Source organism: Arthrobacter sp. NPDC080031, assembly GCF_040702485.1.
In the GTDB taxonomy this organism is placed as follows: Bacteria; Actinomycetota; Actinomycetes; order Actinomycetales; family Micrococcaceae; genus Arthrobacter.
Map to the genome: position 1 here is coordinate 188,207 of NZ_JBFBLA010000001.1, position 15,175 is coordinate 203,381.

At 58.8% G+C, this 15,175-nt stretch carries 12 protein-coding genes; 7 read left to right on the forward strand and 5 right to left on the reverse strand.

From position 1 onward, the window contains the following. The first annotated feature begins 52 nt into the window (after positions 1–52). Positions 53–1,087, forward strand: coding sequence for an ImmA/IrrE family metallo-endopeptidase (locus tag AB0323_RS00865; RefSeq protein ID WP_366175712.1), 1,035 nt, complete (start codon positions 53–55; stop codon positions 1,085–1,087). Beyond that, positions 1,084–2,238: a hypothetical protein gene (locus AB0323_RS00870; RefSeq protein ID WP_366175713.1), complete on the forward strand. Its 1,155-nt coding sequence runs from the start codon at positions 1,084–1,086 to the stop codon at positions 2,236–2,238. Before AB0323_RS00865 ends, AB0323_RS00870 begins: the two co-directional genes overlap by 4 nt. A 4-nt stretch (positions 2,239–2,242) precedes the next feature. Here the strand turns inward: AB0323_RS00870 and AB0323_RS00875 are convergent, their stop codons facing one another. From AB0323_RS00875 to AB0323_RS00890, 4 genes are all read right to left on the reverse strand, one after another. Then, entirely contained in the window at positions 2,243–2,872 is a 630-nt protein-coding gene (locus tag AB0323_RS00875) for a hypothetical protein (RefSeq protein WP_366175714.1), read from the reverse strand. Continuing rightward, positions 2,869–3,219, reverse strand: a complete 351-nt coding sequence (locus AB0323_RS00880) for a hypothetical protein (protein ID WP_366175715.1) — start codon at positions 3,217–3,219, stop codon at positions 2,869–2,871. The genes AB0323_RS00875 and AB0323_RS00880 overlap by 4 nt, the downstream gene beginning before the upstream one ends. A gap of 237 nt (positions 3,220–3,456) precedes the next feature. Then, positions 3,457–3,591, reverse strand: coding sequence for a hypothetical protein (locus AB0323_RS00885; RefSeq protein ID WP_366175716.1), 135 nt, complete (start codon positions 3,589–3,591; stop codon positions 3,457–3,459). A gap of 98 nt (positions 3,592–3,689) precedes the next feature. After that, entirely contained in the window at positions 3,690–3,866 is a 177-nt protein-coding gene (locus AB0323_RS00890; protein ID WP_366175717.1) for a hypothetical protein, read from the reverse strand. Positions 3,867–4,264: 398 nt separating this feature from the next. On the opposite strand from AB0323_RS00890, the gene AB0323_RS00895 reads away from it, so the two are divergent. The 5 genes from AB0323_RS00895 to AB0323_RS00915 all read left to right on the forward strand — a co-directional run bounded on the left by AB0323_RS00895 (position 4,265) and on the right by AB0323_RS00915 (position 9,490). Beyond that, complete coding sequence (locus AB0323_RS00895; RefSeq protein ID WP_366175718.1) at positions 4,265–4,558, forward strand: hypothetical protein; 294 nt, start codon at positions 4,265–4,267, stop codon at positions 4,556–4,558. Between the two features lie 704 nt (positions 4,559–5,262). Further along, positions 5,263–6,324 carry a hypothetical protein gene (locus AB0323_RS00900; RefSeq protein ID WP_366175719.1) on the forward strand — a complete coding sequence of 354 codons (1,062 nt, stop codon included), beginning with the start codon at positions 5,263–5,265 and terminating at the stop codon, positions 6,322–6,324. Then, the gene (locus tag AB0323_RS00905; protein WP_366175720.1) at positions 6,321–7,328 is read left to right on the forward strand and encodes a RelA/SpoT domain-containing protein; all 1,008 of its coding nucleotides are present in this window, start codon (positions 6,321–6,323) and stop codon (positions 7,326–7,328) included. The genes AB0323_RS00900 and AB0323_RS00905 overlap by 4 nt, the downstream gene beginning before the upstream one ends. 206 nt (positions 7,329–7,534) lie before the next feature. Beyond that, complete coding sequence (locus AB0323_RS00910) at positions 7,535–8,023, forward strand: hypothetical protein (protein WP_366175721.1); 489 nt, start codon at positions 7,535–7,537, stop codon at positions 8,021–8,023. Between the two features lie 174 nt (positions 8,024–8,197). Further along, the gene (locus AB0323_RS00915; protein WP_366175722.1) at positions 8,198–9,490 is read left to right on the forward strand and encodes a hypothetical protein; all 1,293 of its coding nucleotides are present in this window, start codon (positions 8,198–8,200) and stop codon (positions 9,488–9,490) included. A gap of 296 nt (positions 9,491–9,786) precedes the next feature. Here AB0323_RS00915 and AB0323_RS00920 read toward each other — a convergent pair whose 3' ends face one another. Then, complete coding sequence (locus AB0323_RS00920) at positions 9,787–15,030, reverse strand: hypothetical protein (RefSeq protein ID WP_366175723.1); 5,244 nt, start codon at positions 15,028–15,030, stop codon at positions 9,787–9,789. Positions 15,031–15,175: the final 145 nt, after the last annotated feature.

Below are 15,175 nucleotides of genomic sequence, written 5' to 3' on the forward strand. Positions count from 1 at the left end.
ATTTCTGCGTATTTTTGTTGACTTCTAGTTCTAATGATTTTAGGATTGGCGTATGGAACAGCCAGCCCACCCCGAGACAGAACCACTCCTCGGACGGGTCCGGGTGGCAAGAGGACTTACGCAGAGCGCACTGGCAAAGCAGGCGGGAATCTCCCAGGCCCTTCTTTCTAAAGCCGAAAGCGGCCTCGCCGAGCTTGACCCAGTCCGGGCCAAGTCGGTGGCGTCCGCCTTGGAGGTCCCCGAGTCGGCACTGACAGTGCCTGTCTCCGCGCTCTCCGCGAGCATCGTCTTCCACCGGAAACGCGCCACCATGCCGGTCTCCAAAGCGAACCAGGTCCGCGCAATCCTTGATCTGGCCCAGTTGCAGGTAGCCGCCATCCTGGCTGACAGGCGTCCCCCGCTGAAGGTTGAGCGGACGCCTCTTCCCGAAGATGGTTATACGACTCCTGAGGACATCGCCAAGTCTTTGCGCAAGCAGCTGGCCCCTGGCACCGGGCCGATCCGAAGCGTTGTCGCAGCCCTTGAGGACGCAGGGGTTCCCATCGTGGTGCGCGATCTTGAGTCGGCACAGATCGACGCCATCTTCAGCTGGCCGGCCGACGCCCATCCGCTGGTGGTCCTCAGTGACAGGGCCCCCGCGGACAGGCAACGTTTTACACTCGCCCATGAGCTCGGGCACGCCGTAATGCATCAAGTTCCTTCGGAAAACCAGGAAGCCGAAGCGGACAGATTCGCTTCGGAATTCCTCATGCCGGCACGGGGAATCCGCGATGACCTGACAACGGTCAACGTGCCCGTCTTAGCGCGGCTCAAACCGATTTGGAGGGTCTCCATGGCCGCGCTTCTGCGTCGAGCCAGGGACCTAGGACAAATCACCGAGTCGCGATACAAAAGTCTGTCAATCGAGATGTCCGCCGCGGGTTACCGCAAGAACGAACCCGTTTCCATATCTTCGGAGACGCCCGGTCTCATCGGGGCAGTCCTGAGGAACCGGTTGAATGCAGGAGAGACCATCGACAGCTTGGCTGCCGAAGCCCATATGACGCCAGAAGAATTTCGGACCACTTACGGAGGGACGCTCGCATGAGCCCATCTGACCAGCTGACCACACTTCGCCAACCCGCAACCGCCGCGGCGGGGTCACATATTGCCACACGCACCCCAGCCGAGCTGACCAAGGCTGCGGCGTTGCTCCGAGGGCGGATGCTGACACTGACCAGCGCAGATGCACCTCTGCTGGCCCCTCTTCTTGACGTAGAGACCAGCGGCATAATACTCACAGGAACTTCAGGCTATGAAGAGTTGAAACCTCTCCAGCGGCAGAATCCCGGCCTGCTGCTGGCAATGGAGCCGATTTCCGTCACAAAGTACACGGCAACATTCGACAAGCCGTTCCGGCTCTCGACGGACGGCCTCTTCGACCAGACCTTGGCCGAGTTCCTTGAGGGTCAGGCTTCGGCAGGCGCGGCAATCACTATTACACCAACAGGCTTCTTTCCTGCCGGTGACGCCGACCCGCTCAAGGAGGCCGTCAAGCAAGCGAACATCCAGGGCAGGGACGACACCGTCTTGACCATGCCGGTCCACCCCCGTTGGCTCAAGAGCGAGAGTGTTGGACAGCTCATTGCCATTGCGCAGACAAGCATCCACCCCGTCGCATTGGTTGTTTGCAACAGTTACTCAGATCCCCTGGACGAAAAGGGCGTCCCTGTGGGCTACCGGCGCTTCTTTGCCGAAGTCCCTGCTGCGATTGCGTGGCGGACGGACATGGCCGGCTTCGAAGCCATGTCCCAAGGAGCCCTGGCGGCAGCGATTGGAGAGCTACCCAGCCAGCGCCGCGGCATCGTGCCAGGCCACGGCCCGCGCTCGTCCGACAAATCCGACCGGTCTCCCCACGTTCTTTTGCCTGGCATGCTCCGATATGCCCGAACCAGCGCGATGACCCGCAACTGGTTTGCATCCTCAGCTGCCCCGAGTTGCGATTGCATTCACTGCGGAGGCCGAACCTGGGACAGCTTCACAGGTTCACCCGAAGACAAGTTGGCAGCGCACCGTCATAACCTCGGCATCGTCACGAGCATGTTCAACGACATGGGCTCACTGACTGCGGAGAGCCCCAAGGCGTGGTGGCGGCGGCAGCTTTCCCGGGCCGAGATCGAGCACGAGGCGCTTTCGGCCAGCACCTCAGTCAAGATTGGACTTCCTGGCCCTTTGAAAGCCTGGCTGCGCCTCGACTAATGGCTCAGCCTGCCGTTTCCTGGACCGACTGCCATGCTTCCAGGAATGACTCGGCAAACCTCCATGAAGCGCCAGTGAAACGCTCGGGCATAAAAGGAGCGGGGTCAAGAATCCAGTCAAGTCCGTCCCCGCCGTTTCGGCCCAGCGCAATTCCCACACCATAGAAACGGGCCTCAAGCAGCAGCATATCTTCATCAGCGGGCATTGAGGACAAGAGGATGGAACGCCGGCAGTAAGGGGCGAATTTCGTCGCGTGAGTCAGCGCGGTGATCCAGTTCCTGCCCGGCACCATCACGTGCTGCACCGAAGCCGGAGGAACAGCTAGTCGATGCACCGTCGGCTTCCCGTTGCCGTCCGTATCAAAGTGAACAAGGCCCGGGCTCAACCGTCTCAGTTTGTCCCGCTCCCGCCGTGACAGCACAGCCTCAGAGACTGCCTCACCAAGTGGCACGCGCAAAAGGATGTCCAACGTTTCCAGTTCATGGGGAACGTCGATAGAACCAAGTGACCGCCGACGCTGGACCTCTTGCATGTGCGGAACCACCTCTGCGTAAACCCAAGTCCCGGCGCACTTGACCTTCACCTGCGGAGTGACAGCGACATCGACCTCTGTTGTCCCGTTTGCATTCATCATCGGCGTTCCTTCCCTCTCTCTGGCTCCCTCTCGCCACCCATGGTGGGGTTTGAATCCCTCGCGGCGACGGACAGCGTGGACACAGCTTCCCAGAAAGGATGCCCCAGCCGGCGGAAGTACAGCGCGCGGCTGCCAGATGGCTGCGGTTCCTTGGCAATTAGTCCGACCGTGAACAGATCAACAAGCAATCTATGCACCGTGCTCCCGGGAATTCGTGACCTTAGCGCAAGCTGGGACCCCGTGAAAGCCCCGTCCATGGACATGATCATTCCAGCCAACTGCAACATGAACCTATTGCCGAAGAGCGTTTTCGACCAAGCCTGCTCGGCGTCAATCGATACTTCCATGAGTTGCACGATATTTCATATTCCGGAAAATGAAAAACGCCTAGCGATGAACCATTGACTCAACTCCATCCTGATCCAGCCCCGGCGATCTGGCCGGACGTCCTCCGAGACCACGTCGTGACCTGACGCGCCCTTGCTGCAGACAAGTGGAACTAGAGGCCCGACTCGAAGTGCAGCATCCTGTCCGCGCCGCCGCAGTCGGCATTTGATACTCACCATTGAGGAACAATCAGCCGACTAGAGGCGGACCCGCTCCTCGTAAACGAGCAGAAAGACTCCTGCGGATTCGGCACAAACAAGACCTACCACTGTGATCATCACGTACACGCCAATTGCCGAACTCTGGTCGCCGCGATAGAAAACGGAGGTCATGTCTGAGGTCTTGACACCTCGACTCCCCCTGCAGCGGAAGCCCAACGGCATCGTGTCAGGTTCGGATTCGAAACTCCGATGGTCAGCAAAATGCGGATTCAGGCGTTGTCTGGATTGCCGAGTTGCTTGCGCAGCCGTTGGACCTCGGCCACCGCCGCGGCAAGTCGGGCCTCAATCTTCCTCCGGTCGATGTTCGGCGATGAGCCGGGTGCCGGAGCCGTTTTCGAAACCAGCCAACCGATCCGCTTGTAGCCGGTGATCCGCCGCACCTGCATACACGCGAAGCAGTCGCTCTCTGGCGCGGGACGCGGCCAGCACAGGTCGACCATCCTCCGGATGTGGTCGCGCTCGGAGCCCTTTTCAGGCCATACAGTGTTATCCGTTGCTGCCCAACTTTCCTCGAAGTCTCGCCGAATCTCCGAGATGCGCTCTTCGGAAACCCGCTTGGGACCGTCCTCGGGCTTCCAATCCACGTCATTGCAGACCTGGTGATAGGCCCACAGGCAAGGTTGACCCACCAGAACGCCGTCGAGTGTGGCCTAGGCTTCCGAATCTTGCCCCAAATCTCGGCGTCCATCCAGTCGTACTCCGGCTCCTTGAGGTCCGCCGGGAACTCCGTGATCTTTCGATCGACCCATTCGACGATGTCGCGATACGGCTTCTGCGTAGGTCCGTGTTCAGTCGGGCACCAGTACTCGCCCACGGGAAGCCGGCGTCGGGTGATGGGGTCGAGGTAGCTGCGATCGTCTGGGTACTTATCCTCCCCGTGCGTGAAGACCTCGTGAGTGCAGCCGCACTCCAGCCGGACGCGCCAGCGGAACATGTTCTTGGCATCTGGGACGAAGAGCGGCCAGAACACCGGTTCGTACTGCTGACGCAGCTGGGCGGCGCTCTCTTCGAGCTCCCGGAGCGCCTGCTTCAGACGGAACCTGGTGGGTGCATCTTACTGACGATCAGGGCAACGTAGAGAACCGAGGGCCAATCTCTTGGAAGGGTGACGGTACCTTCTACAATCATGGACTGAACTCCGTGGTTTCTTGGATCCCGAGGGGCTACGCATACCGAGGCTCTGGGAGTTGGCAAGAGACGTTAGATGGGTCCTACACGGCCGTGCTGTACAAGCTGGATTCGAGGTTCAGCTAGAGACGAGACTCCGTCGGCTCTGCCGCGGCAGAGCCGTAAAAGAGATGAGTGGCAATGGTACTGGTGGAGATGACAGCGGCGGGTGTGCCACTGCGTTTCGAGTACCGAGGCCGCCGTCGTCGAGCCTGCCCGAGATAGCTTGCCGTTCGAACTCATGTCCGACGGGGATCGTAGGCGTCGGAAGTGCAGGCTTCGGCGGCTTAGTGCCCGTGATGAGACGCGGGACGGCCTGCGTGCGACCCTGGTGGGCGATCTCATCCCAGAATGCGGCGTTGCTACCGGATCGGTTCTAAGATTTCCGGAGGATCTTCTTGTAGCCACCATGTTTGTACCTGAGCCTGCTCGAGGTGCGCAGTGTGTCCAGCGATGTGGACGCCGCGGCGATAAGCAGCACTGCATCGATTTTGAGGGCACCTTGGTCATCGGGCCCGTCTCGAGTACTACGAGACGAGCCCGTCTTCAAGTTGGATACTTGTCAACAGTAGGTGAAGATAGGCAGAAACAACTTCATCTCTGGGGGTTACTGCGTTGCCTAACTACAGCACGCTCAGTTTGGCATCTGTGTTCATGCATCAAATTGCGCTCCATGAACACAACGGTGAAAAGAAGTTCAATGCGTTGCTGACCGATATCCCGGTTGAGTTGGATGCCCGTGATCTGGGATTCCTGACGGACAGGTTCAGTGATGCCCTCGAAAAGCGCGCGCTCAACGTCGTTCCCAGCGAGCACGTTGACAGCCCTTCCCCGGGTGCAGTTGTCTCCCACCTCCGGACAGCCGATCTCAAGACCCTAAGTCAACTCCTCGCTGGACGTCTGGTGGAATCCCAACGACTGAATGCCAAGACCGGTCTGCTCGTCGTGGCCGACGCGGTCCTGGACGGCACGCCAGGGGTGCTTATCGCCAAAGTGGAACACCAGGAAGCCATGCAGGCCGAAGCGACAACTCTCGAAGGTGGCCTCAGGAGCATCTCGATAAAGCGAATTCCTGACCTCGTCTTCGGGGAGCAAACCAGGATTTATAAGATCGCTGTGCTGCAGGCGACTGATAAGAATCCAGTAGGCATTCAGGGATTCTTGGCTGATATTCAGAACGGAGGTGGCTTCGCCAACTACTTTTTGGGTGAATTCTTGGGGCTGAAATTGGCGGACGAGCCGGAGGTACTTACAGAGCGCTTCCTGGACAAGATGACAGAAGCCATTCATCAGAGCAGCCTTGGTGCTGACGAAAAGATCGAGGCCCAAGCGGCACTTGCCGTCGACATCAAGAGTAATTCATCGTTCGTAGATGCCGAATCCTTCATTCGCACGCATATTCCGCCCAGCCACCAGCAGGACATCCGCTCTGCTGCCTTTGCTCGCGGCGTGCCCATGATGAGCTTCACCAAGGATCCCAAGCGAATCAGCGCCCGGCTTAACAACTTGCGCATTAACCTGGGCACAGAAATCTCGCTGGTTGCACCACCTCACCAGATCGGAAGCCAAGGCCAAGTTCGCGTGGAACGTGATCCATCTTCATCAAATGGCGAACTATACGACGTAACCATTAAGGGTGTTCCCTTGGAGTCCGTCACTAACTCCCGTCCGCGATGAGTGCTCCAGAGACCGGGACATGGACTCCCGAACGAACGTTCACTTCATATCTGGGTGCGCAGGAGGAATATGAATCAGCAATTCGAGAGATTCAGAAACGAATCGAGGCGGCTCTCGCGGAATGTGGGATAAAGCCGCACAAGATTGAAACCCGATGCAAGGATCCACTAAGCCTTTTCGTAAAACAGGAAAAGAAGAAGTATCCCCTACCTTGGGCTGATTGTTCCGACCTGTTGGGCGTGAGAGTAATAGTTCAACTTGCTTCAGAAAAGACCAAGGTTCTCCACGCCATCGATCAATCAAAAGACTTTGACATCCTAGAGATCGATGACAAGGAGCTTGAGCGGGACTATCGAGAGCTGGCATATGCTGGGCTGCATCTCGACCTTCATTGTGGCGAACTCTCAACCTCGCTCTCGGAGTCGCTACGATGTGAAGTTCAAATTCGAACTGTTGCTGAGCATACGTGGGCCGAAACCGAGCATGAGTACATATACAAGGGCCCCGGGCTCATACCCAAAGAGACCCAAAGGCAATTCGCAAGGGTTCTCGCCTTAGTGGAGCTGATGGATATCGAACTCGATAGGGGCGTGAAAAGCGTGTCTGAACTCGAATCATATTCCATATTGCGGCTTACAAGGTTTTTATCCAAGTCAGCTCACGACCTGAATTGGGGTCGCGGCAGTCATCACCTATCACTGCAAAATGTCGAGGAGATATGCCGCCGCACATCAATTCCTCCTGAAGATCTTGAGCTAATGACTGGAGGATTTATCTCCAATAGCAAAGCTCAGCTCGATGCGCTTCAGGTCAAAATTGGCCCGAAGTCAGCTTCCTTCGATGTGCGAGTGCACCTTCTGGCGGGCCAACCCGAAGCGCTCCTTGTCGCAGCGCTTTTGGACCATAACGCCTACAAGCTTGCGACTGACATGGAACAGAGCGATCTCTATCAGCAGATTATCCCGATAGCTCGCGTCATGGGGAAACGCTCACAATTCCACTAGTTTGGCCCACTCTTTGAATAGAGACCGGACCCTTCCCGCATGCAAAGGCCCGGGCATCCAGTCCCGCGCGCCGGCAGCCAGATATCAACCGGTCATGACTGACGTGCACATCCTCCTGAAAGCCATCGCCAAGGATCTGGACCTGAACTCTGCACCGTTTACGGCGAGTTCACGGCCCCTAAGCCTCCCTACATTACAGTCGCCTCATGGATGCTGAGTTTTGGGTTGCAGTCGCCGCTGTCCTCATATCGGTAGTTGCGTTGATCCGCGGGGAGATTCTCCAGCGCCGTGGAGGGCCCGAGGCTGCCCGGCGACGTGCCGTGGAGAACGCGGCGGAAGCCCTGGGTGCCGTCGTGGCTCTCATCGAGCATGCTGACACCAAGATGCCGTCGAGCTCCGAGATTAGCGCTGTCATGCAGAACTTCGAGCGTGAATGCCTACGTTTGGAACCCATGCTCCCCACCGGGGCAAGACACGTCCGAGTCAGTGTGCGGCAAGCGATGGCCCATTTTTTCGGTCCTCCTGCATGCGGAGCCATCGACCCGACAGCTGGAGAAAAGCCTGCGCATCCTTTCGACAGATACTGGTGGGACATCGGCACCACGTATCTTGACCATGCAAGGAATTGCCTGGGTGCATGGCTGGTAGACGACCGCCGCAACCGCCAGATGCGACTTCTTCCCTACTATCTCTAGCGGCGCGACGAAGATAACGCTGCAAGAGTTGGCTATTCTCAGAAGCCGCAGGTCAAATCCTCTGACGACTGAGTCGATCCTTGGTTCTGGACGCGGCTATGCGCCCGGACCTACTGATTGGACATTCCATTGCCACAGCACCCTAAGCCACTCAGCGTTTTACAGTCCAAAGTCTTGAAATGGGTCAATGACGGCTGCCCGGGCAGCACCTTCGAAGGCTATTCGCATCGGATAGCTGCCCGAGCCTTGGCAGACGATCGATACATCACTATCGCTGGCAAGGGTCCGAGCTGGACCGCCACGATCACCCAACTGGGGGTGGAGCTGCTCAACAGTATCGATGACTCCGAAGCCTGCAACCGCACCCGCCAATCTGAAGCCGACCTGTTCATACAGAAGCTCATTGCCGCCGGCGGCGTCTTGGAGGTCGACGGCGGCTACCAGCATATGGCAGCAAACGATGCCCTGATCCGTGACGTCATGAAGTCAGCTCTGCGCCCGAAAGGCTACAAGCTCGAGATAACGAGCGTTGGGTCGTGGCAGCGACCAAAGTACGAGGCACACTGGGCGCGTCATTTCCCCGATGATGTCGACGAGCGTCCGGTCCCGGTACCAGATTCAGTGGCCAAATATCACCCGGTTGCCAAAGTGTTCCGAGACAGTACAAAAGGGGTGTCGAAGGAGCACGTCGCCCTTGCAGCCAAACTGCTGCACGCACTGTCCACGGAAAGCGCAGCCCGTGGCTATGAAGTCACGCTGCCGTCGAGCCACAAACGCACGAACTCCCGGGGCATCACGACCCTCGATGGCGACATTGCCATCACCATCGGCACAACCATCGTTGCATTAGAAATACGGGAACTCCCCCCGAACGGCGGCGCTGCAAGGCCATACATCCCCAAATACAACTCCCGCAACCAGTCCTGGACGCTTGTAAACAACATTGATTTCATATCAACAGGGCGACTCCAACTGGAGTTGACGCAAAAATACGCAACTAACGGCCGCCAGGAGCGGTTCCGCGACGGCAAGCGACAGCAACTCGACACCGCCCTGCCGGCCATTCTTCGCGAGATTGAAATTCAACATCTGGAAAAAGAATGGAAGCGCGAGCAAGCCCGCCTCAAGGAGGAGGAAACCCAGCGACGATGGGAAGCGGCAATGGCGCGCGCCCGGATACGAATCCAGGACCACCACAAGGCCCAGCAGCTAAAGATCCAGGCTGACGCATGGGCAGAAGCCGGCATGCTGCGCAGGTACGCGGACGCCCTCCAGGCAAGACTGTCCTCAGAACGCGACGCAGCCCTGGTCAACCGCGGTCTTTCCTGGCTGACATGGCTCGAGACTACATCGATGCCAAGGATCCCCTGCTCCGCCCCATCGAGATTCCCGTCCTGGCAGACTACCGCGATGAAGACCTTGTTCCGTTTCTCGACGGCTGGAGCCCCCACGGACCGCATGGGATGAGATAGAAGTGTGGTGGCCTTGGTACGCGCTGATTTCTGCCGGTTCGGGGCCCTTCCAGAACTGTGATGTCCGGGCGGTGGCAACATTCCCTGGGATTCTCAATCGGGGACTTCCGCAATGCGGTCCATGAGATTGATAAGGCCAGGCACGATGCCGTCAAGGGCATAGTACTTGCCCCCACACGAGCAGTCAGAGCCTGTGGCATCAACAAGGACGAGAAGCTGTCCGGTGCCTCGGGGCGGTTAGTCCTCGATCCTCAGCTGCATCACCCACAGCAGTTTCGATGGGTTTGACGACTACTCGTCGAGTTGCTGCATCCTGACCGCCGCATGGTCCCCAGCGGCAGCGAGCCCGTCGACAATGCGGTGATAACGGCTCAGGTTCTCGCCTTCGAATGCACCGTCCGCGCACAGTTCGGAAGCCCATTCCTCAAAGGTCCAGAGGTGGTTGGCGAAGAGTTCGAATCTCCCATCCATGATGACTTCGATCCATTCCAGGCCAGTTGAAGCCTGCCAACCCGCGGGTGCGCTGCGAGCGAACCTGGTGACAACATCGACGGACTTCGGCTCCCAGCGAGCAAGTGGCAACCAGCGGTCGATAAGCCCCTCCAAGACTTCTGGTTGTACCCAGTTCTCCCTGCATTTCCTTAAGACCCCGTCAATGTCGGGGTCATACGAGTGTGGTCTCGGAACCGGCATGAGAGATGCCGGCACATAGCCGTACAAGTAATCCTCGCGAAGAGCCCCACCATCTCCTACTGTGTCGAGTGCGACACCCATGGCTATCGGCCAGAAGTCGAAGAGTTCATTTCTGATCGATTCGTCATAGGTGAAGACCTCGGCAAGGCTTTCCATCAGTTGGTGCAGGGGTTTTGCAACTGTTGCGAATGATTGGATGTGGCTGGTCAGCGGCTCCCAGTCACCGCTGAGTGCCAGCTCGACAAGACGTCTGGAAATCGGTGCCTGATTGATATGGGACTGGTGGTCGTAGTCCTCTGTCCACCAGTGTTTAAGTGACCGCTCGTGGGCCTTCCAGAGCGGAGTCCACAGTTCCCGAACTTGCTCGGACACACACGCGACATCCCTGGCATCGACCATGCATGACACGGGCATTCTCAGACGGTTCAGAAGGAGATCATCGTCCTTCACGTTTAGAAGAGTGACATGGTACGGCTGGCCCAAGTCGCCCGGGACTCGTCTCTGACTGTCAACGTCGAATGGACCGAGTTCTGCCGCTGCGAGGCTGCCGATGGCGGCGCTCCAGGCTGCAGCGTGGCGAATGCACTGACCCGACCTCGCGTCTATCGCGCATGGGACGTTCCACAACTCCGAACATCCAATAGCCAAACCGGCGCGCACCTCGTCGAACAAGCTGTTCGCCAAGCCCTTCAGACAGCCGATGATCCGGTTTCGGTCAAGAGTCAAAGAATCGAATGCAGGCATCAGAAGCAGGGGGACCGAGACGGCAGCGGCACGGTCCGCCCCCATCGAGAACATGGTGCCCTCGAAGCTCATGCCATCAATTAGAGGGTTCTCGGCCGCGTGCATGATGACATCCGCGGCCCATCGAACATCCTCGTCTTCTAGCTTTGAAAGGCCAAGTGCGTGAGCCCTTACGGCGGCGGCTGCGACAGACGCAACGGGATTCTCTGGCGACATGAACTGTTGTGGGGACTCTCCTTCAATGATCGTGCGTGCTGATTTGATGTCCTCAGACAGAGTGTCCAGTGGCCACTCCTGTGGTTTATCGTTGTGAAACGCGTAGCGACTCTGCAACGCGTAAAGAGTGTTGGTGAGTTGAAGTTGGTGTGCGCTCGGAGCAAGCACCTTCTCCAACTCTGGGGGTCGTTCAAACTGGATGATTAGCCCATCGTCGGCCTTGCTTGCACTGTAGTTCTCGAAATCGAACTCAGCTGCCCAGCTCTCGATCATGGCAAGGTATTCGGGGTCTACCGGGCGGTCTCCAGCCGACGCCTTAGCATTCGCAACGAGTCTTTCGCCGAGCGACTTCAATTGAGCCAGTCGTGTTTCGTCACCTCGCAGCCTGGCGTTGACCACCAAGTGCCCAACAATTTCGTGTGGCGTGATGCGCCTTCGTTCCGTGCCTGTCAGTTGATCGGCACCGGCGTCGCGGACTCTGAACCCATGCTCGCCAACGACTCGTGCGGTCTCCAGGTGCCAGACCTCGGGATGTGCGAGGAAGGCATCGAGCTCCGCGTCCACTTCGCCAAGGTGACGGACGAGGAATCCAACCCCGAGGCCAAGCGTCGCCAAGTTGTTTGAGTCGCGTAGCAGGATCTGTATGACGTTAGCGAGAGGCAGCCTCAGTTGGTTCTTGATTTCATCGGCAAACTTCTCCAGCGCGAGCAGCGCACTCATACAGGGGTACGGGCCGACGGTCGTGCCACGGTACCAGCCCCACACGTGCGAGTCGCCAATATAGGTTCGCCGACCAAACGTCGCGACCGCCATCTCAACCCCCCTGGGCTCGGTGCCTTGACCTAGTGCATCGCCCAGTTCATCGAGGATGCCCACTCGGAACTTCGCTGCGTGGTCGAGCATCCGGTTGATGAAGGCGACTGTCTCTCTCGGTCGTGCCATCAAAAGCCGATAGAACGGGCCGTAGTACCAGGCGGCAAACGGGGGTCCGAATCCGTATCGTGAACCGTGATGCATGTCTCGGATTCCATCATCACCGATGTGTCTACCAGCACCCCAGTGGTCGTTTCGGCGTGGCTTTTCGATGTAGTATGCCTCTGCAAGTTCTAACATCAGCAGCGGGTTGTGCTGCGACATGGCGATGGCGACCGCCACGGACTCGACTGCCTCATTCAAGCGGTGCGGGTCATGGCTTGCGATCTTCCGCAGCCAATCCTCGACTCGGTCATCCAAATCAGCACCGAGGCATGCAAGCGCCTCAACCGCGAAGTCGTCGTACGTAGGGGGGTCGGTTTCGAGGATCCTATCCCGAACTGCCTGCCGCAAGGGATTCGGGGCGCCGTCGGCCAGTGCCATCCCCCTCAGCCAGGCCAGCACGAGCTCCCTGATGAGTTCGCCCAGCGTCTTGTTCTTGATTCGCCCAGCTGCTGCAATGTCCCGCGCTTGCACGTAGGCGACGGAAACGATGCCCGCGAGTGCGTGGACATCCCCGAAGCCACCTTCGGCGAATCTTGCTTGGGCTAGACGCAACAACACCTTGAGGCCCGCGAAGTCGTCATCAGCGAGTTCTGTCCATACTTCGCCGAGAGCTGCTTCAGTGTCGCCGAGGGCCAACAGTGCCTCGTACGGAACATCCATCCACCGTTCCCCATAGGTGTCTGCCAGCAGGGAGAATTCCTGCTCGAGAGCCCGCCACTCAGTTGCTAGACCCCCACGAAGCCTGGCCTGCGCGGCAACCCGCGCAGCTCGGATGGTCCAACGTGGGGCGCCAGCGTCGGCCAGCCCGTTCCATCCTTGCGTCAGGATGTATTTGCTCACGGCGAAGTCGCGGTATAAGTCTGAGGAAAACTCATCGCCGCGTGAGAAGGCAGGGTTCATCTGCGGCTTGAAGACCCCGTTCGACCTGAGCTCGGCCGCGGCTGATCCCGGACGGTCTTGGGCTCCGAGGCCAAGTGCACGCCCGGCGAGAACGAGAGCCGCGCCCTCGCGATCATCAGGGGAGGCCTTCCCGGGCTCGCGGTGCTCGCGGTTTCGAATAAGGCTGTTCCAGACCGTAGAGAAGACATCTGCCTCGCAGAGCGCCGACTCCGGCGCAATCACTTCACCGGTCCTCAAGAGCGCCTCCACGAGACCAGGCCGTCCAAGCAACCATTGAACACGGGTGTCACCTGCGAGGTGGGCCAAGGTTGGGAAATGCGAAGGCAGACTCTGACGCTCTTCGTCTGTGAGCGGTGGAACTTCGAATACCTGTGGAACTGGGTCCGCGCCACTCCGCTGCGCGGCCTGCGCCAGGACCTCTTGGGTTTGCGCTGATCCATCGGTGCGCGTTACAGCAATTACAGCCAGTCCGGTCTTGAGCGCAGAAGTGGCGAGGCTTTGGAGTACCCGTTGCTTTCCTTCTAGGACCGCTTCGGCACCATCAATCAGCAAGAGCCGAGCTGGACCTACTTCGGCCGTTGAAAGTAGTTCCTCTATTGACACCGATCCCAGCAACGCTTCGAATTCGATGACGGTTGGGGGCAGGTCCCGCAGGCTCAGTTGCACAGTCACGGCGCCGTTGGTCTGCAAAACCTCGACTGCTTTCAGGGCGAGCGATGACTTACCGACATCAGGATCGCCTGTGACGACCATGCAGCGGTTGGCACCGCAGGTAGTTGTGATCAACTCACGTAGTTGCGAGGCAATGTCGGCACGCTCCAACTCAACCTGTCCAGCACCGGCACCAAGAGTTGGCTTTACTGAGTCACGGAGTGCATTTCCAAGTCGGTCGAGCACACCCCACGCTGTAGCGTATCTGGCAGATCTTGACAGAGGGTAGTTGCTCAGGCTGCGGCGAATCAGGGACTGCGTCAGCACTGCTGCCTGCGGCGCCCATTCCCCTACGAGCTCTTCAATACGGGAGAATAGCCCATCGGCCACTGCAGTTGTGCCGTTATGAAGCATGCGTTGGAGTGTGTTAACTGCGGTGGTGCGGTCCGCACGGTCATTTCGTTCCAGCCGCAGCCGACGACTGCTGAGACTGGAGAGGAGGCGCCAAGTCAGATCTTCCGCGCTCAATCCACTGACCGAGGAAAGCCCCTCCGATGCCTGCTCAACGAGGCTCTTGATATGGCCGTACCGATCACGAAGGCCTGCATTCGTCCTGCCCGGCTGCGACAAACGGCTCGCCATTTCCTCTCCGTTCGGAAGGGAGCGAGCGAGCTCGGTGAGCTCGGCGAGCTGCGTGATCGCATTTGCGTTGGTGGACACTGCGAGAACCAACCGCCATCTGCCCTGCGACAGCTCAGGCCAGTGGTCGCCGACAACAGCCAAGAAGTCTCGAACCAGGGGGATTGACGCACTGTCACTCTTAGTCAGGGCAGGGCTTCTGCGAACAGCGATGGACGACCGATGCACGTCCCCTTGAGCGTCGCGACCCTCGATCAGGATGTCATCAACTTCGCTTACGTCGCTCGCTTGGAGGCGAATTGACTCCACGGACAAGGCATCGCCGAGCTCGGCCACGGATTCGCCGGCAAGGAGCCCCGCAACCAAACATGCTGCGTACGAATGTTCCAGTCGGACGCCGCCGCCGCCTGTCGAGTAGGGGCTCGAACCGGCGGCCGGCGCTGATGCGGCAGGCATGATTTCCTCCAACCACGCGCTGATCGAGGGGTTCGAGACAACCAACTGCCACAGGGTTGCCCTTCCTGACTTCTTCGACGCCACGAACCCTGCTTCCAACAACGTGGCCAAGGCGCCGTTCGCCGTTGTCGGCGATACGCCCAGGGCTGCCGCAATCTTACGGCCGGAGAGCGCTGTGACACTCTCCGCGAGCACCTTGAGAGTGCTGTACGCCGTACGGCTGAGCGTTGCCTGTAGGGTCTCTCCCGCAGTTGCCATAGCGCAAGGCTAGCACTACATGTCCAGAAAAACTGGACACGCCCAGCGGTGCGTGTCGGGCGACGCGTCAACAGCAGATAAGCCTGGTATACGAGCCCATCGTCATATCTATGTTTAAGGACATAGACCCGGGGGAATGCGCATC

Bases quoted from the DNA above. Each gene is read 5' to 3' on its own strand.
- AB0323_RS00865 (WP_366175712.1), top strand. From the start codon at position 53: ATGGAACAGCCAGCCCACCCCGAGACAGAACCACTCCTCGGACGGGTC.
- AB0323_RS00870 (WP_366175713.1), top strand. From the start codon at position 1,084: ATGAGCCCATCTGACCAGCTGACCACACTTCGCCAACCCGCAACCGCC.
- AB0323_RS00875 (WP_366175714.1), bottom strand. From the start codon at position 2,872: ATGATGAATGCAAACGGGACAACAGAGGTCGATGTCGCTGTCACTCCG.
- AB0323_RS00880 (WP_366175715.1), bottom strand. From the start codon at position 3,219: ATGGAAGTATCGATTGACGCCGAGCAGGCTTGGTCGAAAACGCTCTTC.
- AB0323_RS00885 (WP_366175716.1), bottom strand. From the start codon at position 3,591: ATGACCTCCGTTTTCTATCGCGGCGACCAGAGTTCGGCAATTGGCGTG.
- AB0323_RS00890 (WP_366175717.1), bottom strand. From the start codon at position 3,866: ATGCAGGTGCGGCGGATCACCGGCTACAAGCGGATCGGTTGGCTGGTT.
- AB0323_RS00905 (WP_366175720.1), top strand. From the start codon at position 6,321: ATGAGTGCTCCAGAGACCGGGACATGGACTCCCGAACGAACGTTCACT.
- AB0323_RS00910 (WP_366175721.1), top strand. From the start codon at position 7,535: ATGGATGCTGAGTTTTGGGTTGCAGTCGCCGCTGTCCTCATATCGGTA.
- AB0323_RS00920 (WP_366175723.1), bottom strand. From the start codon at position 15,030: ATGGCAACTGCGGGAGAGACCCTACAGGCAACGCTCAGCCGTACGGCG.